The 25,081-nt window shown below is 63.7% G+C and carries 26 protein-coding genes and 1 pseudogene; 9 read left to right on the plus strand and 18 right to left on the minus strand.

The features are described from left to right. Positions 1 to 60 precede the first annotated feature (60 nt). Positions 61 to 867, plus strand: coding sequence for an SDR family oxidoreductase (locus tag FFS45_RS29995; protein WP_137958261.1), 807 nt, complete (start codon positions 61 to 63; stop codon positions 865 to 867). Between the two features lie 39 nt (positions 868 to 906). On the opposite strand, the gene FFS45_RS30000 is transcribed toward FFS45_RS29995, so the two are convergent. The 8 genes from FFS45_RS30000 to FFS45_RS30035 form a co-directional block, all read right to left on the minus strand. Continuing rightward, positions 907 to 1,917, minus strand: coding sequence for an inorganic phosphate transporter (locus tag FFS45_RS30000; RefSeq protein WP_137958262.1), 1,011 nt, complete (start codon positions 1,915 to 1,917; stop codon positions 907 to 909). Continuing rightward, positions 1,917 to 2,543: a DUF47 domain-containing protein gene (locus FFS45_RS30005; protein WP_137958263.1), complete on the minus strand. Its 627-nt coding sequence runs from the start codon at positions 2,541 to 2,543 to the stop codon at positions 1,917 to 1,919. Before FFS45_RS30005 ends, FFS45_RS30000 begins: the two co-directional genes overlap by 1 nt. 127 nt (positions 2,544 to 2,670) lie before the next feature. After that, positions 2,671 to 4,056 carry a replicative DNA helicase gene (locus FFS45_RS30010; protein WP_137958264.1) on the minus strand — a complete coding sequence of 462 codons (1,386 nt, stop codon included), beginning with the start codon at positions 4,054 to 4,056 and terminating at the stop codon, positions 2,671 to 2,673. Between the two features lie 165 nt (positions 4,057 to 4,221). Continuing rightward, on the minus strand, positions 4,222 to 4,674 hold the full coding sequence (gene rplI / locus FFS45_RS30015; RefSeq protein WP_137958265.1) for a 50S ribosomal protein L9: 453 nt from the start codon (positions 4,672 to 4,674) through the stop codon (positions 4,222 to 4,224). Positions 4,675 to 4,701: 27 nt separating this feature from the next. After that, positions 4,702 to 4,977 (minus strand): 30S ribosomal protein S18, encoded by a 276-nt coding sequence (gene rpsR, locus FFS45_RS30020; RefSeq protein ID WP_075157349.1) that lies wholly within the window; start codon positions 4,975 to 4,977, stop codon positions 4,702 to 4,704. Between the two features lie 2 nt (positions 4,978 to 4,979). Next, the gene (gene priB, locus FFS45_RS30025) at positions 4,980 to 5,279 is read right to left on the minus strand and encodes a primosomal replication protein N (protein WP_074264855.1); all 300 of its coding nucleotides are present in this window, start codon (positions 5,277 to 5,279) and stop codon (positions 4,980 to 4,982) included. A 38-nt stretch (positions 5,280 to 5,317) separates the two neighbouring features. Continuing rightward, positions 5,318 to 5,692, minus strand: a complete 375-nt coding sequence (gene rpsF / locus FFS45_RS30030) for a 30S ribosomal protein S6 (RefSeq protein WP_137958266.1) — start codon at positions 5,690 to 5,692, stop codon at positions 5,318 to 5,320. 197 nt (positions 5,693 to 5,889) lie between these two features. After that, entirely contained in the window at positions 5,890 to 6,804 is a 915-nt protein-coding gene (locus FFS45_RS30035) for a substrate binding domain-containing protein (RefSeq protein ID WP_137958267.1), read from the minus strand. Positions 6,805 to 6,955: 151 nt separating this feature from the next. Here FFS45_RS30035 and gcl point away from each other — a divergent pair, with 151 nt between their 5' ends. The 3 genes from gcl to FFS45_RS30050 all read left to right on the plus strand — a co-directional run bounded on the left by gcl (position 6,956) and on the right by FFS45_RS30050 (position 10,608). Continuing rightward, positions 6,956 to 8,731: a glyoxylate carboligase gene (gene gcl, locus FFS45_RS30040; RefSeq protein ID WP_137958268.1), complete on the plus strand. Its 1,776-nt coding sequence runs from the start codon at positions 6,956 to 6,958 to the stop codon at positions 8,729 to 8,731. 116 nt (positions 8,732 to 8,847) lie between these two features. After that, a complete protein-coding gene (gene otnI / locus FFS45_RS30045) occupies positions 8,848 to 9,657 on the plus strand; it encodes a 2-oxo-tetronate isomerase (protein WP_137958269.1) in 810 nt (269 codons plus the stop codon). A gap of 42 nt (positions 9,658 to 9,699) precedes the next feature. Continuing rightward, on the plus strand, positions 9,700 to 10,608 hold the full coding sequence (locus FFS45_RS30050) for a 2-hydroxy-3-oxopropionate reductase (RefSeq protein WP_137958270.1): 909 nt from the start codon (positions 9,700 to 9,702) through the stop codon (positions 10,606 to 10,608). Positions 10,609 to 10,979: 371 nt separating this feature from the next. On the opposite strand, the gene FFS45_RS30055 is transcribed toward FFS45_RS30050, so the two are convergent. From FFS45_RS30055 to FFS45_RS30080, 6 genes are all read right to left on the minus strand, one after another. Next, the gene (locus FFS45_RS30055) at positions 10,980 to 12,080 is read right to left on the minus strand and encodes an asparaginase (RefSeq protein WP_137958271.1); all 1,101 of its coding nucleotides are present in this window, start codon (positions 12,078 to 12,080) and stop codon (positions 10,980 to 10,982) included. 28 nt (positions 12,081 to 12,108) lie between these two features. Beyond that, positions 12,109 to 13,035: a CysB family HTH-type transcriptional regulator gene (locus tag FFS45_RS30060; protein WP_137958272.1), complete on the minus strand. Its 927-nt coding sequence runs from the start codon at positions 13,033 to 13,035 to the stop codon at positions 12,109 to 12,111. A gap of 59 nt (positions 13,036 to 13,094) precedes the next feature. Continuing rightward, positions 13,095 to 14,153 (minus strand): sulfate ABC transporter ATP-binding protein, encoded by a 1,059-nt coding sequence (locus tag FFS45_RS30065; RefSeq protein WP_137958273.1) that lies wholly within the window; start codon positions 14,151 to 14,153, stop codon positions 13,095 to 13,097. A gap of 70 nt (positions 14,154 to 14,223) precedes the next feature. Then, positions 14,224 to 15,195 carry a sulfate ABC transporter permease subunit CysW gene (cysW, locus tag FFS45_RS30070; RefSeq protein ID WP_137958274.1) on the minus strand — a complete coding sequence of 324 codons (972 nt, stop codon included), beginning with the start codon at positions 15,193 to 15,195 and terminating at the stop codon, positions 14,224 to 14,226. Beyond that, positions 15,192 to 16,088 (minus strand): sulfate ABC transporter permease subunit CysT, encoded by an 897-nt coding sequence (gene cysT / locus FFS45_RS30075; RefSeq protein WP_137958275.1) that lies wholly within the window; start codon positions 16,086 to 16,088, stop codon positions 15,192 to 15,194. The genes cysW and cysT overlap by 4 nt, the downstream gene beginning before the upstream one ends. Positions 16,089 to 16,161: 73 nt before the next feature. Next, positions 16,162 to 17,202, minus strand: coding sequence for a sulfate ABC transporter substrate-binding protein (locus FFS45_RS30080; protein ID WP_137958276.1), 1,041 nt, complete (start codon positions 17,200 to 17,202; stop codon positions 16,162 to 16,164). Between the two features lie 329 nt (positions 17,203 to 17,531). Between FFS45_RS30080 and lexA the strand changes: the two genes are divergently transcribed. From lexA to FFS45_RS30095, 3 genes are all read left to right on the plus strand, one after another. Then, entirely contained in the window at positions 17,532 to 18,185 is a 654-nt protein-coding gene (lexA, locus tag FFS45_RS30085; protein ID WP_137958277.1) for a transcriptional repressor LexA, read from the plus strand. A 30-nt stretch (positions 18,186 to 18,215) separates the two neighbouring features. Continuing rightward, positions 18,216 to 18,560: a hypothetical protein gene (locus tag FFS45_RS30090; protein ID WP_137958278.1), complete on the plus strand. Its 345-nt coding sequence runs from the start codon at positions 18,216 to 18,218 to the stop codon at positions 18,558 to 18,560. Positions 18,561 to 18,666: 106 nt separating this feature from the next. After that, positions 18,667 to 19,389: a DUF2939 domain-containing protein gene (locus FFS45_RS30095; RefSeq protein WP_137958279.1), complete on the plus strand. Its 723-nt coding sequence runs from the start codon at positions 18,667 to 18,669 to the stop codon at positions 19,387 to 19,389. 131 nt (positions 19,390 to 19,520) lie between these two features. Here FFS45_RS30095 and FFS45_RS30100 read toward each other — a convergent pair whose 3' ends face one another. Next, positions 19,521 to 20,009 carry a universal stress protein gene (locus tag FFS45_RS30100; protein ID WP_137958280.1) on the minus strand — a complete coding sequence of 163 codons (489 nt, stop codon included), beginning with the start codon at positions 20,007 to 20,009 and terminating at the stop codon, positions 19,521 to 19,523. 263 nt (positions 20,010 to 20,272) lie between these two features. On the opposite strand from FFS45_RS30100, the gene nodI reads away from it, so the two are divergent. Then, complete coding sequence (nodI, locus tag FFS45_RS30105; RefSeq protein WP_137958281.1) at positions 20,273 to 21,187, plus strand: nodulation factor ABC transporter ATP-binding protein NodI; 915 nt, start codon at positions 20,273 to 20,275, stop codon at positions 21,185 to 21,187. A gap of 17 nt (positions 21,188 to 21,204) precedes the next feature. Next, positions 21,205 to 22,032 carry an ABC transporter permease gene (locus FFS45_RS30110; protein ID WP_137958282.1) on the plus strand — a complete coding sequence of 276 codons (828 nt, stop codon included), beginning with the start codon at positions 21,205 to 21,207 and terminating at the stop codon, positions 22,030 to 22,032. 7 nt (positions 22,033 to 22,039) lie between these two features. Here the strand turns inward: FFS45_RS30110 and FFS45_RS30115 are convergent, their stop codons facing one another. The 3 genes and pseudogenes from FFS45_RS30115 to mnmH form a co-directional block, all read right to left on the minus strand. Beyond that, positions 22,040 to 22,462 carry a hypothetical protein gene (locus tag FFS45_RS30115; protein ID WP_137958283.1) on the minus strand — a complete coding sequence of 141 codons (423 nt, stop codon included), beginning with the start codon at positions 22,460 to 22,462 and terminating at the stop codon, positions 22,040 to 22,042. A gap of 223 nt (positions 22,463 to 22,685) precedes the next feature. Then, positions 22,686 to 23,744, minus strand: a complete 1,059-nt coding sequence (locus FFS45_RS30120) for a permease (RefSeq protein ID WP_137958284.1) — start codon at positions 23,742 to 23,744, stop codon at positions 22,686 to 22,688. A gap of 217 nt (positions 23,745 to 23,961) precedes the next feature. Continuing rightward, positions 23,962 to 25,077, minus strand: a pseudogene (gene mnmH, locus FFS45_RS30125) (tRNA 2-selenouridine(34) synthase MnmH); the annotation flags it as partial. Between the last annotated feature and the right edge of the window lie 4 nt (positions 25,078 to 25,081).

A 25,081-nucleotide genomic window follows, 5' to 3' on the forward strand; every position in this document is an offset into this window, starting at 1 on the left:
CACGCACGACCAAGCTATCTGCTATCGTCTTCGATATTCCTCAGACGGCGGGTGCTCACCATGGAACTTGGACTGAAAGACAAAGTGGTGCTGGTCACGGGCGGCAGCAAGGGAATCGGCCTCGCCTGTGCGCGAGCCTTCGCGCTGGAGGGCGCCCGGATCGCGATCGTCTCGCGCGATCCGGCCAATCTAGCCCGCGCCCGCGAGCAACTGGCAAGCGAGGGGCTGCACGTGCATCTCACGCGTGCCGACCTGCACGAGCCGCACGGCGCGGCCGATATCGTCGAGGAAGTCAGCTCCGCGCTGGGCCCCATCGACGTGCTGGTCAACAGCGCCGGCGGCGCCCGCCGCTATGACCCGGAAACCCTGGATGCCGCCGCCTTCCGCGCAACCATGGAGAGCAAGTACTTTCCGTACATTTATCCGCAGCAGGAAGTGCTGCGCCGGATGGCGGAACGCGCGAAAGCAAACCCCAGCGCCGAGCCCGGCACGATCGTCAACATCGTCGGCATGGGCGGCAAGGTGGCGAGCGATATCCATATCGCAGGCGGCGCCGCCAACGCCGCCTTGATGCTGGCGACGGTCGGCCTCGCCCATTACTACGGGCGCTACGGCATCCGCATCAATGCGATCAATCCGGGGCCGGCCTTGACTGAGCGCGTCGAGGAAGCGCTGAAACTGGAAGCCGCCCAGCAAGGTGTGGATACGGCGGAGGTACTGGCGCGCAACCTGGCGCAGGTGCCGCTTGGCCGTTACGCGAAGCCTGAGGAAATCGCCGACGTCGCGCTGTTTCTGGCGAGCCGCCGGGCGAGTTATGTGACCGGTGCGATCATCCCGATGGACGGGGGCCGCGCGCCGCTCATTTGAGCGTGGCGCGCCCGCCTCGCAAGGAAGGGGAACGGCGAATTACAGGAAGCGGTGGCCGAACCACCAGCCCGCGGCGGCGAGCACTGCGGAGGCGGGGATCGTCAGAATCCACGCCCAGACGATATTGCCGGCCACGCCCCAGCGCACTGCGCTGAGTTTCTGCGTCGCTCCGACGCCGACAATCGCGCCGGTAATCGTATGCGTGGTGGACACCGGGATACCGAGGAACGACGCGATAAACAGCGTGATCGCCCCGCCCGATTCCGCGCAAAAGCCGCCGACCGGCTTGAGCTTCGTGATTTTCTGCCCCATCGTGCGCACGATGCGCCAGCCGCCGAACAGCGTGCCGAGGCCCATCGACAGATAGCAGGCGCCGATCACCCACAGCGGCGGCGCGTCAGCAAGCGACGACGCATACCCGGTGGCAATCAGCAGCATCCAGATGATGCCGATGGTTTTCTGCGCATCGTTGCCGCCGTGCCCAAGGCTATACATGCCGGCCGAAATCAGCTGCAAGCGGCGGAAGCGTCCGTCGACCTTGCTGGGCGGAGTGCGGAAGTAGATCCACGAGACCGCCAGCATGAAGAACGAGCCGAGCACGAAGCCGAGCAGCGGCGAAATGAAGATGAACGCGACGGTCTTCATCAGCCCGTCGAAGTTGAGCGAATGCCAGCCCGACTTTGCGAGCGCCGCACCCACGAGTCCGCCGATCAGCGCATGCGACGAGCTCGACGGAATGCCGTAGTGCCACGTGACGATGTTCCAGCCGATCGCGCCGACCAGCGCGCCGAAAATCACATAGTGATCGACGATGGCCGGATCGATCGTGCCCTTGCCCACCGTCTGCGCCACCTTCAGGTGAAACACAAAATAAGCGATGACGTTGAACGCCGCCGCAAAGGCCACAGCCTGCTGCGGCTTGAGGACGCCGGTCGAGACGACCGTGGCGATCGAATTCGCCGCGTCGTGGAAACCGTTCATGAAGTCGAACACCAGCGACACGGCGACCAGGGTGGCGACCACCCAGATGGCGAGTTGTATCGATTGCATCAGGCGTTTTCCAGCACGATGCCTTCGATGATGTTCGCCACGTCCTCACATTTGTCGGTGATGGTTTCGAGCAGCTCGTAGATCGCCTTCAGCTTGATCAGCGTCTTGACGTTGTCCTCCTCGCGGAACAGCTTCGACATGGCCGAGCGCAGCACGCGGTCGGCTTCCGATTCGAGACGGTCGATGTCTTCGCAAGCCCTCAGGATCTGGCTGGCCTGCTTCATGTCGGACAGCAGGCTGACGGCGTGCTGCACGCGCTCCGTGGCCGCCGTGCAGATATGCGCCAACTGGCTCGCTTCGGACGTCACGGACTGCACGTCATACAGGGAAATAGCGGTGGCAACGTCCTCCATCAGATCGAGGATGTCGTCCATCGTGGTGATCAGCTTGTGGATTTCGTCGCGGTCGAGCGGCGTGATGAAGGTCTTGTGCAGCAGGTCGATCGCTTCGTGCGTGAGCTTGTCGGCGGCCTTTTCGGCCAGCTGCACGTTCTGCTTATGCGTCTCTGCGTCCTGCAGGTTGTCGATCAGCAGCTCAAGTTGGTGGCTGGCCGAGAGGATGCACTTTGCGTGCTCGTTAAAAATTTCAAAGAACTTGCCCTCGGTGGGCATGAATCGGCCGAACATTGGAATCCCGGAATTTTGGTCACGTCATGGCTGACATAAAACCGCAACATTGTACCGGTACCGGGATGCCGTCGTGCCCCTGGAAGCGCCGTTACAACAGCGCTGCGAGATTTTCCCCTATTGCCCTTTACTCGCTGTAGAAGTTTTGCGCGCCCGCAAAATTATCGAACTTCGTGTATTGACCATGGAACGTGAGCCGAACGGGTCCAATCGGGCCGTTACGCTGTTTACCGATAATGATTTCCGCCGTGCCCTTGTCCGGACTGTCCGGGTTATAGACTTCGTCCCGGTAAATGAACAGGATCACGTCGGCGTCCTGCTCGATAGCGCCCGATTCGCGCAGGTCCGACATGATCGGCCGCTTGTTCGGACGCTGCTCCAGGCCACGGTTCAACTGCGACAGCGCGATCACCGGCACGTCGAGCTCCTTGGCGAGCCCCTTGAGCGAACGCGAGATTTCCGAGATTTCGGTCGCACGGTTTTCGCCCGACGACGAACCGCTCATCAGCTGCAGGTAGTCGATAATGATCAGGCCCAGCTTGCCGCACTGGCGCGACAGGCGGCGCGCCCGCGAGCGCAGTTCCATCGGGTTCAGGCCGCCGGTTTCGTCGATGAAGATTTGCGCTTCGCTCATCTTCTGCACGGCGTGGGTGAGTTTCGGCCAATCCTCGTCGGTCAGGCGCCCGGTACGCATACGGTGCTGGTCGAGCCGCCCGACCGAGCCGAGCATACGCATCGTGAGCTGGGTGCCCGGCATTTCCATCGAGAACACCGCAACCGGCAAGCCGTATTCGACCGCCACGTACTCGCCGATATTCATCGAAAACGCCGTCTTACCCATCGACGGGCGGCCCGCCACGATAATCAACTCGCCGCCGTGCATGCCGGAGGTCATCCGGTCGAGGTCGACAAAGCCGGTCGGCGTGCCGGTCACGTCGCTCGGATTGGCGGTGTGATACAGCGTATCGATCCGCTCGACCACCTGGGTCAGCAACGGCCCGATTTCCAGGAAGCCTTGCGTGCCCCGCGCACCGTCCTCGGCGATCGAAAACACCTTCGATTCCGCCTCGTCCAGCAACTGGCGGACTTCCTTGCCCTGCGGATTGAAGGCGTCGGCTGAGATTTCGTCGGCCACGGAAACCAGCCGCCGCAGCACCGCGCGATCGCGCACGATTTCCGCATAGCGGCGGATATTGGCCGCGCTCGGCGTGTTCTGCGCCAGCGCGTTCAGGTAAGCGAGGCCGCCCACCTCTTCGGCCTTGCCCGACGTGCCCAGCGCCTCGTAGACCGTGATCACGTCGGCCGGACGCGTGGCCGCGATCAGCTTGCCGATGTGTTCGAAGATGATCCGGTGGTCGTAGCGGTAGAAATCGCTCTGCGCCAGGAAGTCGGCGATGCGGTCCCATGCGGCGTTGTCGAGCAGCAGGCCGCCCAGCACCGATTGCTCGGCCTCGATCGAATGCGGCGGGACTTTTAGCGACTCGAGCTGGGGATCTTTGGACGGTGCGTTCATGGGATGGAATTATCGGGCAAATGCGGGCGGCAGGAAACCAAAACGCGTGGCCGCGGCAAAACTAAAATCGGCCGACAAAAAAGGCAGGGGCCGGTCACCCGGCCCCTGCCTTTCGCCAGTCAGACTACCTGGCAAATACTGCTTTGCTGCTAGGACGCAGTCGGCTTAGACGTGTTCGCCCAGCACCGACACCGTCACATCGACGAGAACGTCGGTGTGCAGCGAGATTTGCACTGCGTGGTCGCCGACCATCTTCAGCGGGCCTTCCGGCAGGCGCACTTGCGCCTTTTCCACTGCGAAGCCTTGCTTGACCAGCGCTTCAGCGATGTCAGCGTTCGTCACCGAGCCGAACAGACGGCCGTCGACACCGGCCTTCTGGCCGATCTGAACCGTCGAGCCTGCCAGCTTTTCGCCTTGAGCCTGAGCAGCCGCCAGCTTTTCAGCAGCGATCTTTTCCAGTTCTGCGCGGCGGACTTCGAATTCAGCGATTGCGTCCTTCGTTGCGCGACGTGCGTGCTTGTTCGGGATCAGGAAGTTACGTGCGTAACCGTCCTTCACCTTGACGATGTCGCCCAGGTTGCCCAGGTTGACGACTTTTTCCAGAAGAATAACTTGCATTCTGATGCTCCTTGTCGCGTCGTCGGGTTAGGCCTTGTGCTGGTCGGTGTACGGCATCAGCGCGAGGAAACGTGCGCGCTTGATTGCCGTGTCCAGCTGGCGTTGATAGTGCGACTTCGTACCCGTGAGACGCGCCGGCGTGATCTTGCCGTTCTCGCCGATGAAGTCCTTCAGCGTTTCGATGTCCTTGTAGTCGATCTGTTCGACACCGGCTGCCGTGAAACGGCAGAACTTCTTGCGCTTGAAGAGCGGGTTTTGTTGCTGACGACGCTTGTCGAATTTCTTACCAGTCGGGCGGGGCATGTTCAGTCCTTTCCAATGTCCTGCAATGCTGTGATGTGAAATACCAGGGTTCTCGCGTTGCGGCTTTTCTTTGCCAGGAAGCCGGTGAAGAGCGTTTCGACGCCCATCGCACAGCTTTCCAGCTTGCCGCTCGCCTCGCCGGCCGCCACCGCGGGCATCGTCAGTTCAACCTGCCGGGCAATGCCGGCTTCGACGACTTCGGTGCGGTGTTGCAACGTGCAGCTTGCGATCGGAACGCCGGCGGGGGTATACCGCACCGGTTCGCGTTCAACGACGCTGGCTGTGAGTTGCAGCCGGTTCACGAGAGCGACGCTTAACCTGGTAGCTTAAATAATGTGTCTTAAGCCTGCGCTTCGGACGGCTGCGTAGCAGCTGCCTTCTTGGCTTCTTCGCGCTGCACTTCCTTCATCATCGGCGACGGGCCGGTTTCGGCCTTCTTCTGCTTGACGATCAGGTGACGCAGAACGGCGTCGTTGAACTTGAATGCGTGTTCCAGCTCGTCGAGCGTGGTCTGGTCGCATTCGATGTTCATGCAGACGTAGTGAGCCTTCGCGAGTTTCTCGATCATGTAGGCCAGTTGGCGACGGCCCCAGTCTTCGATACGGTGGATCTGGCCACCGTGCGAGGTGATCGTGCTCTTGTAGCGCTCGATCATGGCGGGCACTTGCTCGCTCTGATCGGGATGCACGATAAAGACGATTTCATAATGACGCATACACACTCCTTGTGCTGACTTTTGGATAGAAGCCACCCGGGCGTCGGTACCGGTGTGGCAAGTGAGAAGCCGGAGAGTATAGCCCGATTGGGGCCGGGTTGCAATACATCCCGTTAATCCAGCGCCTGATTCGGGTGTATTTTCAAGGATTTAGGGCCCCGGAACCCCGGGTACGGCCGGTGCCGGTGCCGGTGCCGCTAATACGTGGCGCGATTCCAGTAATCCGCGCTCGCGTACACCTCTTTCAGATAGTCGATGAAGTAGCGCACCTTGGCCGGCACGTAACGCTGCTGCGGATAGACCGCGAGAATATCGTAATCAGGCAGCGCGAAGTCATCGAGCACCGTCTCCAGCTCGCCGCGTGCAAGCTGCTGCTGGATTTCCCAGGTCGAGCGCCAGCCGAGGCCCAGCCCTTCCGACACCCAGCGGTGCAGCAGCTCGCCGTCGTTGCAGTCGAGCGTGCCGCCCACCCGCACCGTCGCCAGCTTGCCGTTGCGCCGGAAGTACCAGCCGCGGTTCTGGCCCCCTTGCAGGTTGAAGGCGAGGCAGTTGTGCTGCGGCAGGTCTTCGAGCGTCTTCGGCTTACCGTACTTGCGAAAGTATTCCGGTGTACCGCACACCACGCGCCGGTTCGAGGCCAGTTTCACGGCCACGAAATTCGGATCGACCGCGCCGCCGATGCGAATCGACAGGTCATAGCCTTCGCGCACCAGATCCACCACCCGGTCGGTCAGGTTGAACGACACCTGCAATTCCGGCTTGTCGGCGAGAAACGCGGGCGCGAGCGGCGCGACGTGTTTGCGCCCAAATGCCGCCGGCGCGGAGACGATCAGGTGCCCGCTCACCGCGCGGCGGCCCGCTGCGAGCTCGTTTTCCGCCTGATCCCATTCCGTCAGCAAGCCGCGGCAGCGCTCCAGAAACGCCGCGCCCTCTTCGCTGACCACCAGACGCCGCGTCGAGCGGTACATCAGCTTGACGCCGAGACGCTTTTCCAGCGCGTCGATGCGCCGCCCGAGGATCACCGGTGACACGCCCTCTTCCAGCGCCGCCGCGGCCAGACTGCCGGCATCGGCCACGCGCACAAAGGTTTCGATCTGTTTGAAGCGGTCCATTGTTGTCTCCTGCCTGTCTTACCGCTGCCACCATCCCATACTTTTTGTTTCGAAATAAGCGACCCGGACTGATCTTATCAAACCTTTGGGTCAGGCCTAAAGTGGCCCTCAACCCCCTTGATCCGCATTCATAGACATTCAGGAGACATTCATGGCCAAGATGAGAGCCGTCGACGCAGCCGTGCTGGTGCTCGAAAAAGAAGGTATCGACACCGCCTTCGGTGTGCCGGGCGCCGCCATCAACCCGTTCTACTCGGCCATGCGTAAAGCCGGCAACATCAGCCACGTGCTGGCGCGTCACGTCGAAGGCGCATCGCACATGGCCGAGGGCTATACGCGCGCCCAGCCGGGCAACATCGGCGTGTGTATCGGCACGTCCGGCCCCGCCGGCACCGACATGATCACCGGTTTGTACTCCGCTCAGGCTGACTCGATTCCTATTCTGGCTATCACGGGCCAGGCGCCGCGCGCCCGCCTCTACAAGGAAGACTTCCAGGCCGTCGATATCGAATCGATCGCCAAGCCCGTCACCAAGTGGGCCGTCACCGTGCGCGAACCGGCGCTGGTGCCGCGCGCCTTCCAGCAGGCATTTCACCTGATGCGCTCGGGCCGTCCGGGTCCGGTGCTGATCGATCTGCCGATCGACGTGCAGCTCGCCGAAATCGAATTCGATATCGACACCTATGAGCCGCTGCCGGTCTACAAGCCGAAGGCGACGCGCAAGCAGATCGAAGCCGCGCTCACCCTGCTCAACGACGCTGAGAAGCCGTTGATCGTCTCCGGCGGCGGCGTGCTGAATGCCGCAGCGGAAGACCTGCTGGTCGAATTCGCCGAGACGCTCGGCGTGCCGGTGATTCCGACGCTGATGTCGTGGGGCGCGATTCCCGACGATCACCCGCTGATGGCCGGCATGGTCGGACTGCAGACGTCGCACCGCTACGGGAACGCGACCCTGCTCGCCTCCGACTTCGTGCTCGGCATCGGCAACCGCTGGGCCAACCGTCACACGGGCAGCGTCGAGGTCTATACCAAGGGCCGTAAGTTCGTGCATGTGGACATCGAGCCGACGCAGATCGGCCGCGTGTTCGGGCCGGACCTCGGCATCGTCTCGGACGCGAAAGCCGCGCTCGAACTGTTCGTCGAAGTGGCGAGGGAATGGAAAGCCGCCGGCAAGCTGAAGGACCGCGGCGCATGGGTCGCGGACTGCCAGCAACGCAAGCGCACGCTGCAGCGCAAGACGCACTTCGACAACGTGCCGATCAAGCCGCAGCGCGTGTACGAAGAGATGAACCAGGTGTTCGGCCGCGATACCTGCTACGTGAGCACGATCGGCTTGTCGCAGATCGCCGGCGCGCAGTTCCTGCACGTCTACAAGGCGCGCAACTGGATCAACTGCGGCCAGGCGGGCCCGCTCGGCTGGACGATTCCGGCTGCGCTCGGCGTGCGCGCCGCGGACCCGCAGCGTCCGATCGTCGCGCTCTCCGGCGACTACGACTTCCAGTTCATGATCGAAGAGCTCGCAGTCGGCGCGCAATTCAAGCTGCCGTACGTGCATGTGGTGGTGAACAACTCGTACCTCGGGCTGATCCGCCAGGCGCAGCGCGCGTTCGATATGGACTACTGCGTGCAGCTCGCGTTCGACAACATCAACGCGCCGGAAGTGAACGGCTATGGCGTGGATCATGTCGCGGTCGCCGAGGGCCTCGGCTGCAAGGCGATCCGCGTGTTCAAGCCGGAAGACCTGAAGCCGGCCCTGCAAAAGGCGCAGTCGATGCTCTCCGAGTTCAACGTGCCGGTGATCGTCGAAGTGATTCTCGAGCGTGTGACGAACATCTCGATGGGCACCGAAATCGACGCCGTCAACGAGTTCGAAGAACTGGCTGCGAAGCGCGAAGATGCACCGAGCGCCATCAGCGCGCTCGACTGAGCCTCGCCAGTTACCTCCTCAGTTTGACCTGACCGGTCGGGCGGTGCGGCGCGTGATTCACGCCCGCCCGCCTGATCGAAGTTGTTTCATTGACCGACCAGCGAGACCCCAGCACCATGCCGAAATTTGCAGCCAATCTCACCATGCTGTTCAACGAAGTCCCGTTCCTCGACCGCTTCGCAGCGGCAGCGGACGCGGGCTTTAACGCCGTCGAATTCCTCTTCCCATACCCGTATCAGGCCGCTGAACTTGCCGAGCGCCTGCAGCAGAACCGCCTGAAGCTGGTGCTGCACAACCTGCCCGCGGGCAACTGGGAAGCCGGCGAACGCGGTATTGCCTGCCTGCCGGATCGCGTCGGCGAGTTCCAGGAAGGCGTCGGCCGCGCCATCGAATACGCGAAGGCCCTGAAAGTACCGCAACTGAACTGCCTCGTCGGCATTCCCGGCCCGGGCGTCGACGCCGGCCGCGCCCACGCGACGATGGTCGACAACCTGCGCTTCGCTTCGGCCGCACTGAAGCAGGAAGGCATCAAGCTGCTGGTCGAGCCGTGCAACTCGTACGACATTCCGGGCTTCGCACTGAACCGCTCGTCCGAGGGGCTCGATGTGATCCGCGCGGTCGGCTCGGACAATCTGTTCCTGCAGTACGACATCTATCACATGCAACGGATGGAAGGCGAACTCGCCGCCACCATCAGGAAAAACCTGGCGTCGATCGCGCATATCCAGCTCGCAGACAACCCGGGCCGCAATGAGCCGGGCACAGGCGAAATCAACTACCCGTTCCTGTTCAACCTGCTCGACTCGCTCGGCTATGACGGCTATATCGGCTGCGAATACAAGCCGCGCACGACCACCACGGAAGGTCTGGACTGGGTGCAGCGCGTAGCCGGCCAGGCACGCGGCGCGGCGCACGTGGCCGCCTGACCGCACCGACCCTCTACCCCAACCCACTGGAGACATAGACACATGGCAAAGATTGGTTTTATCGGCCTCGGCATCATGGGCGCGCATATGGCGCGCAACCTCATCAAGGGCGGCCACTCGCTGTTCGTGAACGGCGCGTACCCGGTGCCGGAAGACCTCAGCAAGACAACCACGGTGGTTGCCAATTCGACCGCCGTTGCACAAGCCGCTGACATCGTCATCATCATGGTGCCGGACACGCCGGACGTGGCCAATGTTCTGTTCGCCGACGACGGCGTCGCTCTCGGCCTCACCGCCGGCAAGCTGGTGATCGACATGAGCTCGATCTCGCCGCTCGACACGCAGGCGTTCGCAAAGAAGATCAACGCGCTGGGCGCGGACTACCTCGACGCGCCGGTCTCGGGCGGCGAAGTCGGCGCGCGTGAAGCGTCGCTGACGATCATGGTGGGCGGTCCGGAAAAAGCCTTCGCGCTCGCCAAGCCGCTGTTCGAACTGATGGGCAAGAACATCTCGCTGATCGGCGATAACGGTGCGGGCCAGACCTGCAAGGTCGCAAACCAGATCATCGTCGCGCTGAACATCGAAGCCGTGGCCGAAGCGCTGCTGTTCGCCGCGCGTTCGGGCGCCGACCCGGAGCGCGTCCGCCGTGCGCTGATGGGTGGCTTCGCGTCGTCGCGGATTCTCGAAGTGCACGGCGAGCGTATGACCAAGCGCACCTTCAATCCGGGCTTCCGCATCGAGCTGCACCAGAAGGACCTGAACCTCGCGCTCGACGGCGCCCGCAAGCTGGGCATCGCCCTGCCGCACACCGCCAGCGCGCAGCAACTGTTCAGCGTCTGCGCAGCAAACGGCGGCAAGGCGTGGGATCACTCGGCCATGGTGCGCGCGCTGGAAATCATGGCGAACTTCGAAGTGGCTCAGGCGCCCGGCACGGAGGCCAAGGCCGCGTAACGCTTCAGGCAGTCTCTGGCAGCAACATCGGTTGACGTGGATGTCACGGCAACCGGCAGGTGGGGCGTCCGGTGCATTGCGCGGCACGCGTAACGCACCGGGCAAATCGTGCCGCTCTGGGCTGAGAGCGGCAAGTGGGGTCCGCAGCGGCGCCCGGCGACGTCGGGGAAGCCTTGGTCGGTCAGACGTCGTCGTCGGGTGTCCGGCTGTCGGATTTTAGGTATTGATGTCACACAAACAACAACGCGGCGGTGCGGGCAGTCAGCTCGCATCGCCGCGTGTTTCATTGCGTAACGCGTTATTGCACAGGTCGTACGCGGCGCGATCGATGCCGTGCCGCTCTTGTTGAGCCCGGCTGTACCTCGTGCCGGTCAGTAGGTGTCGAAGATCTTCTGCAGCGCCACCGGCCCCGAGTGGCCGCCCGCGAGCGCCAGCATCAGCAGCACGCGCGCCTTGTATGGATTGAGCGACCCCGCCGTGACAAAGCCTAGCGCATCATCGGGCGCGGCGCCGTTACGCATCACATGCCCCGAACCGACGCGCGACGAGCGCACCACCGCCACGCCCTGGGCCGCCGCATCGGCGAGCGCCTGTTGCACGGAGGCGTGAATCGAGCCGTTGCCGGTGCCGGCTACGACAATGCCGCGCACGCCTGCCGCCACCAGCGCATCCACGCCGAGCCGCGATGCCCCGGCATAGCTCGTCACGATCTCCACATTCGGCCACTGCGCGCCAATCACGAATTCCGTCTCGACGGTATGCGGGCGCACCACCTTGCGCTGGAATTCCACCCGGCCGTCCTGCACCCAGCCCAGCGCGCCGACTTCCGGCGACTGGAACGCATCGACGGCATAGGTGCTGGTCTTGACCACATCGCGCGCACTATGAATGCGGTTGTTGAACGCCACCAGCACGCCCTGCCCGTGCGCCGCAGCGCTCGCCGCGACGGTCACGGCATTGAGCAGGTTCAGCGGGCCGTCGGCGGACAGCGCCGACGCGGGCCGCATCGCGGCCGTCAGCACGACCGGCTTGCTGCCCTTTACCGTCAGATGCAGCAGATAGGCGGTTTCTTCGAGCGTGTCGGTGCCGTGCGTGATCACCACGCCGTCGATGTCGTCGCTCGCCAGCAAGGCGTTGACGCGTTGCGCAAGCGTCGTCCACAGCGCCAGCGCCATGTCCTTGCTGTCGACGCTGGCAATCTGCTCAGGCTGAATCTGCGCGACGGTAGAGAGCGCCGGGACGGCTTCGAGCAGGCGGTCGACGCCGACCACCCCGGCCTGATAGCCGGAGGTATTGGTGACATCGGCGGCGGAACCGGCAATCGTGCCGCCCGTCGCCAGCACCGCAATGCGCGGCAGTGCCTGCGCCTGCGTGGCCGCAGCGCCCGTGGAACCGGCGCCCGTTGCGCCGGAGGAGGAGGAAGTCGAAGTATTCATGGCGGCGATTGTAAGCGATGCGCCGCTCGCCGCCATGCGTTGAAACGCGAATATCGAGCCGCTCTTAAGCCACTTCGCGCAACTGCGCGGCGATCTCGGCTTCCTTCAGTTGCGGTGCGAACATTTCCAGCAGACGATACGCATAGGCGCGCAGGAACGCACCCTTGCGCAAGCCGACGCGGGTCGTGCTCGCCTCGAACAGATGCTGCGTGTCGAGCGCAACCAGTTCGGTATCGCGCTTCGGGTCGTAGGCCATGGCCGCCACCACGCCGATCCCCATGCCGAGTTCGACATAGGTCTTGATGACGTCCGCATCGATCGCGGTCAGCACCACGTCGGGCAACGCGCCCGCCTTCGCAAACGCCTGGTCGATATGCGAGCGACCCGTGAAATCCTGATCGTAGGTCACGATCGGAAACTCGGCGATTTCGTCGAGGGTCAGGTTCTCGCGGCCCACCAGCGGATGGTCCTTCGGCACGACCACGATGTGGTGCCACGAATAGCACGGGAACGTGACGATGTCCGGAAAGCGGTCGAGCGCTTCGGTCGAAATGCCGATATCCGCTTCGCCATTGATAATCATCTGCGCGATCTGTTGCGGGCTACCCTGGCGCAGCGCCAGATGCACCTTCGGGAACACCTCGGTGAACTGGCGGATCACCTTGGGCAGCGCGTAGCGCGCCTGCGTGTGCGTGGTGGCGACCACCAGGTGGCCGCTGTCCTGGTCCGCATACTGACGCGCCACCCGGCGCAGGTTTTCGGCGTCGAGCAGCATCCGCTCGATCAACTGGTGCACCGCCTTGCCCGGCTCGGTCAGCCCGGTGAGGCGCTTGCCGCGGCGAATGAAAATATCGACGCCGAGTTCGTCCTCGAGGTCCTTGATCTGTTTCGACACCCCCGACTGCGACGTGTACAGCACGTTCGCGACTTCGGTCAGGTTCATGTTCTGGCGCACGGCCTCGCGCACGAAGCGCAGTTGCTGAAAGTTCATCTGTGTGTCTCCGGTTCGGCCAGAGTGAAGTGATAGGGTAATCGTTAGTCCGCGCGCGCTCAATGCGCCGGGAACACGCGCAAGGCACGCGGCACCGCCGTCACGCCGTCGCCGATATTCAGTTGCAGCGCGCGCCACGCTTCGCGGTCAAGCTCCGCCTCGAGCACGCTGCCCTCGCGCCCCGCCAGCTCGACGCGCACCGAGCCGCCCAGCGTCACGACGCGCCGCACATCCACCACGATGCCTTCGCGATGACCGGCGTGCTGCGGATAAAGCTGCAGGTCATGCGGCCGTACATAGGCGAAAGCCGGACCTTCGAAACCCGCCGTGGCGGCCACCGGCAAGGCGGCGCCTTCCACCACGAAGCCGTTGCGGTCAAGCTTGCCGTGCAGGCGGTTGGCCGCGCCGAGAAACTCGTAGACAAACGAGGTCTGCGGATGGTCGTACACGTCCTGCGGGCTGCCCACCTGCTCGACGTGACCGCGGTTGAGCACGACAATGCGGTCCGCGACTTCCAGCGCCTCTTCCTGGTCGTGCGTGACGAAAATCGTCGAAATATGCAGATCGTCATGCAAGCGGCGCAGCCAGCCGCGTAGTTCCTTGCGGACCTTGGCGTCCAGCGCGCCGAACGGCTCATCGAGCAGCAGCACCTTCGGTTCGACCGCCAGCGCGCGAGCGAGCGCAATGCGTTGGCGCTGGCCGCCCGAAAGCTCCGACGGATAGCGTTGCGCGAGCCAGTCCAGTTGCACGAGCTTGAGCAGTTCATGCACCTTCTCGCGGATCACGGCCTCCGAGGGCCGCTCCTTGCGCGGCTTGACGCGCAGGCCGAAGGCGACGTTCTCGAACACGCTCATGTGCCGGAACAGCGCGTAATGCTGGAACACGAAGCCGACCTGGCGCTCGCGTGCGCCTACGGTTGCGACGTCCTGTCCTTGCAGCACGACCTGGCCGGAGTCCGCAAATTCCAGACCCGCAATCACGCGCAGCAGCGTGGTCTTGCCACAGCCCGACGGCCCGAGCAGCGCAACCAGTTCGCCCGGCGGGAAGTCGAGCGAGACGTCATCGAGCGCGGTGAAATCGCCAAAGCGCTTTTGCAGGTTACGAACGGTGATGCCCATTGATTACTCCCTTGTCGACCCGGTCTGGCGCTGCTTCGCGCACTGACCCAGGCCCCATGCCACTGATTGCTTAACGGATCGGCTGCTGCGCCGGTGCACGCCCCGCGGGCGGCTGTGCGATAGCGGGACCGGCGTGCGCAGGAAGCTCGCGCGCTTGCGCCAGTTCGGCTGACAGATGCCGCTCGGCGAGCAGCTTCAACCCGAGCGTGACGAGCGCCAGCAGCGCGAGCAATGAAGCCACGGCAAACGCCGCCGAAAAGTTATATTCGTTGTAGAGAATCTCGACGTGCAGCGGAATCGTGTCCGTCTGGCCGCGAATATGGCCGGACACCACCGACACCGCGCCGAACTCTCCCATCGCCCGCGCGTTGCAGAGAATCACGCCGTACAGCAGCCCCCACTTGACGTTCGGCAAGGTGACGCGGCGAAACGTCTGCCAGCCGGAAGCGCCGAGCACATGAGCGGCTTCTTCCTCGTCGTTGCCCTGCGCCTGCATCAGCGGAATCAGCTCGCGCGCCACAAACGGGAAGGTGACGAAGATCGTCGCCAGCACGATGCCCGGCACCGCGAAAATGATCTGCACGTCGTGATCCTGCAGCCACGGGCCGAACCAGCCTTGCGCGCCGAACATCAGCACGTACACTAACCCGGAGATCACCGGCGACACCGAAAATGGCAGATCGATCAGCGTGGTCAACAGCGCCTTGCCCTTGAACTCGAACTTGGCGATACACCACGACGCGGCCAGCCCGAACGCCAGGTTCAGCGGCACCGCAATCGCCGCCGTCAGCAGCGTCAGCTTGATTGCGGAAACCGCGTCCGGATCGGCCAGCGCATCGAGATAAAAGCCGATGCCCTTGCTGAGCGCCTGATAGAACACCGCCACCAGCGGCACCACCAGGAACAGCGCGAGAAACAGCAGCGCAATGCCCGTCAGCAGCCAGCGCACGAGGCGCGGCTCAGTGACAGGATCGGAGCGCCGGGCCGCGGCGTTCGCGGCTCCGCGCGAGGCGGACGGCAGAGCGGCCGAATCGTGGCTCATTGCACACCCCCGGGCACACTGGCCGCCACCGCGCCGGACGGCGCGCCCGCTGCCGCGCCGCGGCGCGTACGCCGCTGCAGATACCACTGCAGCGTATTGATCGCGAGCAGCATGAGGAACGACACGATCAGCATCACCACCGCCAGCGCCGTCGCGCCGGCGTAGTCGTACTGTTCCAGCTTGGTGATGATGAGCAGCGACGTGATCTCCGATTTCATCGGCACGTTGCCGGCAATGAAGATCACCGAGCCATACTCGCCCAACGCCCGCGCGAAGGCCAGCGCGAAACCGGTCAGCAGCGCCGGCACCACGGCGGGCAGCACCACGCGGCGAAACGTCAGCCAGCGCGACGCGCCGAGGCACGCGGCCGCCTCTTCCTGCTCGCGCTCGAACTCTTCGAGCACCGGTTGCACCGTGCGCACCACAAACGGCAAGCCGATGAAGGTCAACGCAACCAGCACGCCGGCCGGCGTGAAGGCGACCTTGATCCCGAGCGGTTCGAGAAACTGGCCAATCCAGCCGTTGCCCGCATAGACCGCCGCGAGCGAAATCCCCGCCACCGAGGTAGGCAACGCAAACGGCAGATCGACCACCGCGTCGACGAGGCGCTTGAACGGAAACGTGTAACGCACCAGCACCCACGCGACCAGGAAACCGAACACCGCATTGATCAGCGCGCCGCCGAGCGCCGAGAAAAACGTCAGCCGGTACGACGCCAGCACACGCGGCGCGGCCACCGCATGCACGAACTGGCTCCAGTTGAGCGAGGCCGTCTTGAGAAAGGTCGCCGCAAGCGGAATCAGCACCACGAGGCTCAGATAGGCCACCGTGATGCCGAGTGTCAGGCCGAAGCCAGGCAGCGCGCTTGGCTTGCGGAAGGTCAACGTCGTCATGCTGGATGCTCTGTCAGGGTGAAATCCGTGGCGCCGGCTTCAGGCGCACATCCGCCACGTTGCGCCGTTTTTGTTACTGCGGCGAGTAGATCGAATCGAACACGCCGCCATCCGCAAAGTGCGTCTTTTGCGCATTGGCCCAGCCGCCGAACGTATCGTCCACCGTGTACAGCTTCAGCTTCGGAAACTTCGCCGTCAGCGCAGCCGGCACCTTGTCCGAACGTGGCCGGTAGAAGTTCTCAGCCGCGATCTCCTGGCCCTGCTCGCTATACAGGAAGTTCAGATAGGCCTCGGCCAGCTTGCGCGTGCCGTGCTTGTCCACCACCTTGTCGACCACCGCCACCGGCGGCTCGGCCAGAATGCTCACCGACGGCACCACGATCTCGAACTTGTCCGGGCCGAATTCCTTCACCGAAAGAAACGCTTCGTTTTCCCAGGCAATCAATACATCGCCGATACCGCGCTGCACGAAGCTCGTGGTCGCGCCGCGCGCCCCCGAATCGAGCACGCCGGCATTCTTGTAGAGCTTCGAGACAAAGTCCTTCGCCTTCTGGTCGTTGCCGCCCGGCTGATGCTCGGCGTAGGCCCACGCTGCCAGATAGTTCCAGCGCGCGCCGCCGGAGGTCTTCGGATTCGGCGTGACAATCGACACGCCCGGCTTCACCAGATCGTCCCAGTCCTTGATGTGCTTCGGATTGCCCTTGCGCACGAGGAACACGATGGTCGAGGTGTACGGCGAGGCGTTATCCGGCAGACGCTTTTGCCAGTTCTTGTCGACGAGGCCCTTGTTGGCGAGCGCGTCGATGTCGTAGGCGAGCGCCAGCGTCACCACGTCCGCCTGCAGCCCGTCGAGCACCGAGCGCGCCTGGGCGCCCGAGCCGCCGTGCGACTGCTTGAAGGTCACGCTCTCGCCGGTCTGGGCCTTCCATTGCTTGCCGAACGCGTCGTTGACCTGCTGATAGAGCTCGCGGGTCGGGTCGTAGGACACGTTCAGGAGCGTGGTATCCGCGGCATGGGCTTGCGCCGCGACGCCAAGCAGCGCGGCTGCGCCGAACGCGCATGCCGCGATGAGTTTTCTGGTCTTGCCTGCGAACCCCGTGCCCTGATCGATCATCCACCTTCTCCGCGTTGTGGTTGGTTCAGACGCCTTGCGTCCGATGTGGTGTGCTGTGTGTTGTCCGTTATGCGCCGCGCCTTTGCCGGCGCCAGCGTGGAGGCCAGTCTATCGAACCGCTTTCATCATTAAAAATAATGTTTCCTTATTCTTTAATACCCAAAAGTGGTAATGACAGCCGGACGCGGTGCTGTGGCGTGCAAACGACTGCCAAAGCGCCCGTCAGCGGCACTGGAGCGGCACCCAGGGTCACGAACTTAAAGTAAAGCTTGAATTGCGCTCGATACTGTATAAAAATACAGTCACCTGTCTATCCATACAGTGGCGCTATGACCAAACTCACCGCACGACAGCAAGAGGTTTTCGACCTGATCCGCCGGGCCATCGAACGCACCGGCTTTCCGCCCACCCGCGCGGAGATCGCCGCCGAACTGGGCTTCAGTTCGGCCAACTCGGCAGAAGAGCATCTGCGCGCGCTCGCCCGCAAGGGCGTGATCGAGCTCGCGGCAGGCGCTTCGCGCGGCATCCGGCTGCTGCTGTCCGATCAGGACGATGCGCCGCATCAGTTCACGCTGCCGCATCCCAGCATCATGCAGTTATCGCTGCCGCTGGTCGGCCGGGTGGCCGCAGGCAGTCCGATCCTCGCGCAGGAGCACATCTCGCAGCACTACGCCTGTGACCCGGCGCTCTTCTCGAGCAAGCCGGACTACCTGCTGAAGGTGCGCGGGCTGTCCATGCGGGACGCGGGCATTTTCGACGGCGACCTGCTCGCCGTGCAGAAGAAAAGCGAAGCGAAAGACGGCCAGATCATCGTTGCGCGCCTGGGCGACGACGTCACGGTCAAGCGTCTGAAGCGCCGGCCGAATGGCATCGAGCTGATCGCCGAGAACCCCGATTACGAAAACATCTTCGTTCAGGCCGGCAGTGCGGAGTTCGCACTGGAAGGCATCGCGGTGGGGCTGATTCGCCCTACCGAGTTCTGAACCCTGCCCTGAACAAGACTGGAGAGATTCATGGAACGCCTTGCCCGCCTGCTGCCCTTCCGCCAGTTCGGTCGTCTGCGCCATTTGCGTAATCTGGTGCCCTGCGCACCGATCGAGGCGTCCAGCACTACTCCTTCGTTGTTCGACACCCCGGAGCCGCAAAGCTCGACCTTGCCGTCGGCGCTGCCGGCTTTCGCACGGGTGTCGCTGAATTCCGGGCTCAATACGGCGGAGCCGGCCCGGCGTGCGCCGGTGCGGGTCTATCACGGCCCGTCGCGCCTCATCATGGTGGGTACCGTGGACGCGGTGTGCCGCATGATCGACCGTTGTATCGCTGAAGAACGCGCCGGGGCGCAGAACGCGCTGTTTGAATAAGCAGGTGGAATGAGTGCAAGGGTGCGGACGCATGGCGATTACGCAGGGATCGTTTCCGCGCAAATGTGGTCCATTCAGGATCACATCTCATGGAGAGCTTCGCCCGATGGCTGTTTCCACACCTGCAAAACGTGCCAGACATGGCATCAAAGGCGGTTCTAAACGCCGCGCCAAAGGCGGTATCGCACGGCCGCTGATCGTCGCACTGCTTGTGATTGCGATTGTGGCCGTACTGGGCTACGGCTATGCCTCGCCCTATCTCGCACTGGATCGCCTCAAGCGTGCCGCCGACGCCCGCGATGCGCAAACCGTCAGCGAATACGTGGACTATCCTGCACTGCGCGAAAGTCTGAAGGAGCAGGTTTCCGCTTTGCTCACGCGCAAGCTCGAGGCGCGCGCCAACGGCAATCCGCTCGCCGCACTCGGGGCGATGATCGGCGTGGCGTTGATCGGTCCGCTGGTCGATGCCTATGCCACGCCTGATGGCGTCGCTGCGCTGCTGAACGGCATGCCGCCACGCGGCGACCCTACCCAGCGCCCGCCTGTGCCACAAGATACGGCAGCAAGTAGTTCAGGCGATTCCGCGAATTCAACACCGGCCGCGGTGACGCCCGCACCGGCGCCTTCGACCGCACAGACGGCCGCAACGGCAGAAACGGCCGGAACAAACGCACCGCCCCAGCCGCCGCAAACCACGGCGAGCTATCGCGGCATCAACGAATTTGTAGTCACGTATCAGCATGGTGTGGGCGATACGCGCTACTCCGCGATCCTGCGGCGCGAAGGGCTGTTTTCGTGGAAGCTGGCCGCGGTGAATCTGAACGGCTAGGCGGCACGCGGTGTGCTATGGCGTGGCGGGACCGGTTCCCGCGTGAGTGGGCACGTAGTAACCCGGCACGCAGCAACCCTGTACTACGCACGCAGTGACCCGGCACGCAAGCCGGGCCGCTGCGCCCCTTGTCAGACAGTTGTCGCTGCAGCGGCATCGGCCGCAGCGGCCTGCTGCTCCTGAACCGACGAGCACGCCACCAGGATGCTGCACGAAACGCGATCGAGCAACGGCGTATTACCCGCCCCCATCCACCAACGTGACAAGCCCGTGCGGCAGCGGTGGCCGACCACGACCAGGTCCACATGCAAGTCGTTAGCGAGGTTGGCAATTTCGTCGATAGGATGGCCGAATGCAAAATGGCCCTGAGCGCTCACACCGCGCTCAGTCAGCCAGTCGACCCCTTCCTGGAGAATGTCGCGGGCGGTTTTCTCGAAGCTGCCGCAAGCCACATCGGTCAGCAGGCCTGCGCTCTGTGCAATGCTCGAGCGCATGTCGACCACTGATAGCAGATGCGTTTCCGCTTTCAGGTCCAGTGCCAGGTCGGCCCCGCAACGCAATGCCTTGCGGCCTTCGCGCGAGCCGTCGTAACACAGCAGGATTTTTTTGTAGCTCGCCATGAGGTTCTCCCTACCGCGCCAATCGCGGTTGTGTCCTGAATCATGGTGCGCCGCAATTCAGCTTGCAAGGGATGGAAAACGCTAACCGCGTGCAAAGTACGCGCCCATTACATTCCGCCCGGCGCACCGCGTATGCGGCAGTGCAAGAACCCGCACCCTGCCAGTGCCAAAGCGGGTGCACGAGCGCCGACAGGGTGCCGCCGATGCCCTAGAATGGGCAGCCGCACCGGCCTTTAACGTCCTTCGGAATCCCCAACGACCCCATGTCTGAAGCCGCCATCGAATTCCTGCAAGTCCACAAGCGCTATGCCAATAAGACAGTGGTCGACGGCCTGTCGTTCCAGGTGCGGCGCGGCGAATGCTTTGGCCTGCTCGGCCCGAACGGCGCCGGCAAGACCACGACGCTGCGCATGCTGCTCGGCATCGCGGCACCCGATGCGGGCACGATCCGCCTGTGCGGTGAGCCGATCCCGGTGCGCTCGCGGTTTGCACGGGCGCGCGTGGGTGTGGTGCCCCAGTTCGACAACCTCGATCCGGATTTCACCGTCCGCGAAAACCTGCTGGTGTTCGGCCGCTACTTCGGACTGAGTTCGGCGCAAACGCATGCGATGGTGCCCTCGCTGCTCGAATTCGCCCGCCTCGAAAGCAAGGCCGACGCACGGGTCGGCGAGTTGTCTGGCGGCATGAAGCGGCGTCTGACATTGGCCCGCGCACTCGTCAACGATCCGGACGTGCTGATCATGGACGAACCCACGACCGGGCTCGACCCGCAGGCGCGCCATCTGATCTGGGAGCGGCTGCGCTCGCTGCTCGCACGCGGCAAGACCATTCTCCTGACCACCCACTTCATGGAAGAGGCCGAGCGGCTTTGCCATCGCTTATGCGTCATAGAAGAAGGGCGCAAGATTGCGGAAGGCGCACCGAATGACCTGATCGCCTCGGAGATCGGCTGCGACGTCATCGAGATCTATGGGCCGGACCCCGTCGCGCTACGCGACGAACTGGCGCCGCTTGCCGAACGCACCGAGATCAGCGGCGAAACGCTGTTCTGCTATGTCACTCATGCAGAACCCATTCATGCGCGACTGAAGCAACGCTCGGACCTGCGCTACCTGCACCGGCCGGCCAATCTCGAAGACGTGTTCTTGCGGCTCACCGGCCGTGAAATGCAGGACTGAAGCAGGACATAACAATCATGGACGCACGCAGCTACGACACCCCCGGCCAGGCCACCGCGGCCACCGAACCCTTCGCCGCCCTGCCCGCCAACGCCGTCAACTGGATCGCGGTATGGCGCCGCAACTATCTGGTGTGGCGCAAGCTCGCGCTTGCCTCGATGTTCGGCAATCTCGCCGATCCGATGATCTACCTGTTTGGCCTGGGCTTCGGGCTTGGCCTGATGGTCGGACACGTCGACGGCGTGTCGTATATCGCCTTTCTCGCGGCTGGCACCGTTGCTTCGAGCGTGATGATGTCGGCCAGTTTCGAATCGATGTACTCGGGCTTCTCGCGCATGCACGTGCAGCGCACGTGGGAGGCGATCATGCACACACCGCTTACGCTAGGCGATATCGTGCTGGGCGAGGTGATGTGGGCGGGCAGCAAGTCGATGCTGTCCGGGGCGGCGATCATGCTGGTGGCCGGCGCGCTCGGCTATGCGAACTTCCCGTCGATGCTGCTGGCGCTGCCCGTGATTGCCCTGACCGGCCTCGCATTTGCGGCAGTGGCGATGATCGTGACCGCGCTCGCCCCGTCTTACGATTTCTTCATGTTTTATCAGACGCTCGCGCTCACGCCGATGCTGCTGCTCTCCGGCGTATTCTTTCCGATTGCGCAGTTGCCGCCGCTCGCGCAGTTCATCACGCAATTGCTGCCGCTCGCGCACGCCGTGGATCTGATCCGGCCGGCCATGCTCGGCCGGCCGCTCGATCACGTGACGCTGCACGTGGCGGTGCTGGCCGCCTACGTGGTGGTGCCGTTCTGCATCTCAGCCGTGCTGTTCCGGCGCAGGATGATGCGCTAGGACGGCCTCAGTCTTCGTCATCCGTCCAGGGAATTTCGACGTCGGAAATGAACGCGACCGTCGCAAACGGCCCGCCTTCCTGACGTCCGATCTTGCCGTCCGCGCGTTGCCATTCGACGCGAAACAGCGTGCCCGGATCGTCGGCAATCAGGCGCACCGTGCGCACCTCGTCGGGATCGGACTCTTCCACCGGGCCGTCGAGCGACACCAGCAGTTCCTGTGGCCACAGACCGTCAGCGGGATCATAAATGCGGTCGCCATCGGGAATCAGCGTGAATGCCTCCACGCCGATGGTTGCCGATGCTTCGATGATCATTTTGCCCAAGGCGCGCAGCAGCGCGGTGGCACGCGCCGAGTTTGCCTGGCGGATCGCGAGGTCCCCGCGCGTCAGCGCCTGTTCAAGTTTCGGATTTGTTTTTTGTTGCGCCATTCTGTTTCCTGATTGCAATCGCTTGAGTGTATGCGGCGGCGTCTCACCCTTCATGCCGCCTGTGCTTTTTTTCGCGCCGAATCGTACCACCGGTGAGCGTCCTAACCCACTCGAACCTGGCCGCGGTTCGATCTGAACGCCCTCCGTTCCCCAGTGTAGGACGTGATTCGCCATCTGGCATTGAAGATTTGTGACGCGTACTGCCTGAGGCGAGCGGTTCCGTTCAGAATCCAAAGGCAACCGCAAGACCGCCCGCCACGATGCCGAACAGCACCACCGACACCGCCACCAGCGCCAGCAGACGCGGCCGGAACGAGCGTGCCAGCATCGCCAGCGACGGCACGCTGATCGGCGGCAAGGTCATCAGCAGCGCGCCCGCGGGGCCCACGCCCATGCCGAGCGAAAGCATCGCCTGAATGATCGGCACTTCGCCGGCGGTGGGGATCACGAACAGCATGCCGGCGACCGCCAGTGCGACGATCCAGACGAACTGGTTGCCGATTTCCGGACCCACATGCGGAAAAAGCCACGCACGCGCCGCGCCGAGCAGGAGGATCAGCACGATGTATTCGGGAATCAGACGCAGCGCCATGCGGACGAAAAGGCCTAGCCAGCGTATGAACGCATTGCCGCGCGCCTGTTCCTGCTGCTCGGCGAGTTGCGCGAGCTGCCCCTCGGCAGCCACGGCTTCCTGCGGGGTGACGAGACGGTTCACCAGATAGCCCAGACCGAACACCATCAGCACGCCCAGCACAAGACGCAGCGCCGCCCAGTTCCAGCCGAGCACGAAACCCATGAAGACCAGCGTGGCAGGATTGAGCACCGAATTGCCAAGCCAGAAGGCGATTGCGCCGCCCGGCGAGGCCTGACGCTGGCGCAGGCCCACCACCACGGGCGCCGCGCAGCAGGTGCACATCATGCCGGGGATGGCCAGCAGCCCGCCGGCCGCCACGCTGCCGAAGCTGGTCTTGCCCAGTACGCGGGCGATCCATTGCACCGGTAACAACACCTGGACCGCCGAGCCGAGCAGCAGACCAAGCACCATCGCCTGCCAGATCGCCTTGCCGTAAGCGAGCGCATAGCCGAGCGCGGCCGCGAGCGAGGGCGCCGGCGGACTCGCGTCGCTACCCATCAGGATCGATTTGCCGATCGAATGGGTTTCGGCTGCCGTGAACGCGCGGTGATAGTAAGGAAACCACTTCACGTAGAAGAGCCCGGCGACGGCGACCAGCAGGAAGACCAGCCAGCCAGTGGCGGGTTGGGTTTGGCGTGTGGTGTTCATCGTATTGGTATGGTTAGTTTTCAAGCAAAGACTACTCTGGTTTGACAGCAGCCGGTCGCACGAGTGTGTTGCCTGACAAGCCGCTGGCAGGCGGTACCGCTGCCGATCCAGCGGCAGCGTGAGCAGCCGCGGGTTCATTGCGTCGCGGCGCGCTTGCTGCCGCAACTGAGGCCGTAACCGCAGACCCAGACGCCGCCCCACCCGTCGCCACACCCATCGATGCCTCGCCACCGGCATCAGGCAGGCTCGCCAGCAGCGCTGCCGCCTGCTCGACACTGTCAGCCGCGTTGGGTCTGAACTGAAAGTGCAGCGCCTCGCCGAGGCGGCTGAAATGCTGGCGGCTGCTGCGTTGATAGGCTGGGTCGTAGTGGCGCTCGATCAGCTCGCCGAACAGTTCCGCGCGGGCGGCCGACGCATCTGCCACATCACCCGCCTGATCAGCATGAACCGCGGCGCTTCCCGCGTCGATCAACTGCTGCCAATGGCGGACCTGTTCACGGCTATGCAGGCCGACCAGACGATCGAGTTGCTGCCTGAACGCAGCCGGATCGTCGAACAGATGCGCGTAGTCCTGCAGCAGGAAGCTAACGCGCTCGTCATGACTGACCTCGACTTCCACGCAGGCGCCGCGATGAAAGCGCTCGAGCAGCGTCTGCGGCAACGTGATGGCGCCAATGCGCCGGCTCTCCGCTTCGACGAACACCGGCCGCCGCACATCGAAGCCGGACAGCACTCCCACCAGCGCGGTATCGAAAGCCTTCTGCGCCGGCTGCGGGCGGTCCGGCAGCGCGCCGAGCAGCGAGCCGCGATGACAGGCCAGCTCTTCCAGATCGAGCACCTGTGCGCCGGCCTTGCGCAACGCCTGCAGGAGACGCGTCTTGCCGCTGCCGGTGTGACCGGTCAGCGCCACATAGTCGAACTGTCCCGGCAGGCTCGCCAGCCGCTCGAGCACCGAGCCGCGATACGCCTTGTAGCCGCCTTCGAGCTGGCGCGCCTGCCAGCCGATCAGGTTGAACCAGGTGGTCATCGACCCGGAGCGCTTGCCGCCGCGCCAGCAATAGATCAGCGGACGCCAGTTGCGCGGACGCCCGGCAAAGGTGGTGTCGAGGTGCTGCGCGATATTGCGCGCCACCATCGCCGCGCCGACCCGCGTAGCCTCGAATGGCGACACCTGCTTGTACATCGTGCCGACGATCACCCGCTCTTCATTGCTCAGCACCGGCGCATTGAGCGCGCCCGGAATGTGGTCTTCTGCAAACTCAAGCGGGGTACGCACGTCGACGATCTCGTCGAAGCGTCCCAGTTGATCGAGCGGCACAAGCAGGTTTTTCAATTGG

Source organism: Burkholderia sp. 4M9327F10, from assembly GCF_005503145.1.
Classification (GTDB): Bacteria; Pseudomonadota; Gammaproteobacteria; order Burkholderiales; family Burkholderiaceae; genus Paraburkholderia.

What these genes read in the sequence shown, in the direction of transcription:
- rpsF (WP_137958266.1), bottom strand. Translation starts at nt 5,692, where the DNA reads ATGCGTCATTATGAAATCGTCTTTATCGTGCATCCCGATCAGAGCGAG.
- FFS45_RS30060 (WP_137958272.1), bottom strand. Translation starts at nt 13,035, where the DNA reads ATGAACTTTCAGCAACTGCGCTTCGTGCGCGAGGCCGTGCGCCAGAAC.
- rpsR (WP_075157349.1), bottom strand. Translation starts at nt 4,977, where the DNA reads ATGCCCCGCCCGACTGGTAAGAAATTCGACAAGCGTCGTCAGCAACAA.
- FFS45_RS30065 (WP_137958273.1), bottom strand. Translation starts at nt 14,153, where the DNA reads ATGGGCATCACCGTTCGTAACCTGCAAAAGCGCTTTGGCGATTTCACC.
- FFS45_RS30110 (WP_137958282.1), top strand. Translation starts at nt 21,205, where the DNA reads ATGGACGCACGCAGCTACGACACCCCCGGCCAGGCCACCGCGGCCACC.
- FFS45_RS30005 (WP_137958263.1), bottom strand. Translation starts at nt 2,543, where the DNA reads ATGTTCGGCCGATTCATGCCCACCGAGGGCAAGTTCTTTGAAATTTTT.
- FFS45_RS30050 (WP_137958270.1), top strand. Translation starts at nt 9,700, where the DNA reads ATGGCAAAGATTGGTTTTATCGGCCTCGGCATCATGGGCGCGCATATG.
- FFS45_RS30100 (WP_137958280.1), bottom strand. Translation starts at nt 20,009, where the DNA reads ATGGCGAGCTACAAAAAAATCCTGCTGTGTTACGACGGCTCGCGCGAA.
- otnI (WP_137958269.1), top strand. Translation starts at nt 8,848, where the DNA reads ATGCCGAAATTTGCAGCCAATCTCACCATGCTGTTCAACGAAGTCCCG.
- nodI (WP_137958281.1), top strand. Translation starts at nt 20,273, where the DNA reads ATGTCTGAAGCCGCCATCGAATTCCTGCAAGTCCACAAGCGCTATGCC.
- FFS45_RS29995 (WP_137958261.1), top strand. Translation starts at nt 61, where the DNA reads ATGGAACTTGGACTGAAAGACAAAGTGGTGCTGGTCACGGGCGGCAGC.
- cysT (WP_137958275.1), bottom strand. Translation starts at nt 16,088, where the DNA reads ATGACGACGTTGACCTTCCGCAAGCCAAGCGCGCTGCCTGGCTTCGGC.
- FFS45_RS30115 (WP_137958283.1), bottom strand. Translation starts at nt 22,462, where the DNA reads ATGGCGCAACAAAAAACAAATCCGAAACTTGAACAGGCGCTGACGCGC.
- lexA (WP_137958277.1), top strand. Translation starts at nt 17,532, where the DNA reads ATGACCAAACTCACCGCACGACAGCAAGAGGTTTTCGACCTGATCCGC.
- gcl (WP_137958268.1), top strand. Translation starts at nt 6,956, where the DNA reads ATGGCCAAGATGAGAGCCGTCGACGCAGCCGTGCTGGTGCTCGAAAAA.
- FFS45_RS30010 (WP_137958264.1), bottom strand. Translation starts at nt 4,056, where the DNA reads ATGAACGCACCGTCCAAAGATCCCCAGCTCGAGTCGCTAAAAGTCCCG.
- FFS45_RS30000 (WP_137958262.1), bottom strand. Translation starts at nt 1,917, where the DNA reads ATGCAATCGATACAACTCGCCATCTGGGTGGTCGCCACCCTGGTCGCC.
- FFS45_RS30090 (WP_137958278.1), top strand. Translation starts at nt 18,216, where the DNA reads ATGGAACGCCTTGCCCGCCTGCTGCCCTTCCGCCAGTTCGGTCGTCTG.
- cysW (WP_137958274.1), bottom strand. Translation starts at nt 15,195, where the DNA reads ATGAGCCACGATTCGGCCGCTCTGCCGTCCGCCTCGCGCGGAGCCGCG.
- rplI (WP_137958265.1), bottom strand. Translation starts at nt 4,674, where the DNA reads ATGCAAGTTATTCTTCTGGAAAAAGTCGTCAACCTGGGCAACCTGGGC.
- FFS45_RS30055 (WP_137958271.1), bottom strand. Translation starts at nt 12,080, where the DNA reads ATGGCGGCGAGCGGCGCATCGCTTACAATCGCCGCCATGAATACTTCG.
- FFS45_RS30080 (WP_137958276.1), bottom strand. Translation starts at nt 17,202, where the DNA reads ATGATCGATCAGGGCACGGGGTTCGCAGGCAAGACCAGAAAACTCATC.
- FFS45_RS30035 (WP_137958267.1), bottom strand. Translation starts at nt 6,804, where the DNA reads ATGGACCGCTTCAAACAGATCGAAACCTTTGTGCGCGTGGCCGATGCC.
- FFS45_RS30120 (WP_137958284.1), bottom strand. Translation starts at nt 23,744, where the DNA reads ATGAACACCACACGCCAAACCCAACCCGCCACTGGCTGGCTGGTCTTC.
- FFS45_RS30095 (WP_137958279.1), top strand. Translation starts at nt 18,667, where the DNA reads ATGGCTGTTTCCACACCTGCAAAACGTGCCAGACATGGCATCAAAGGC.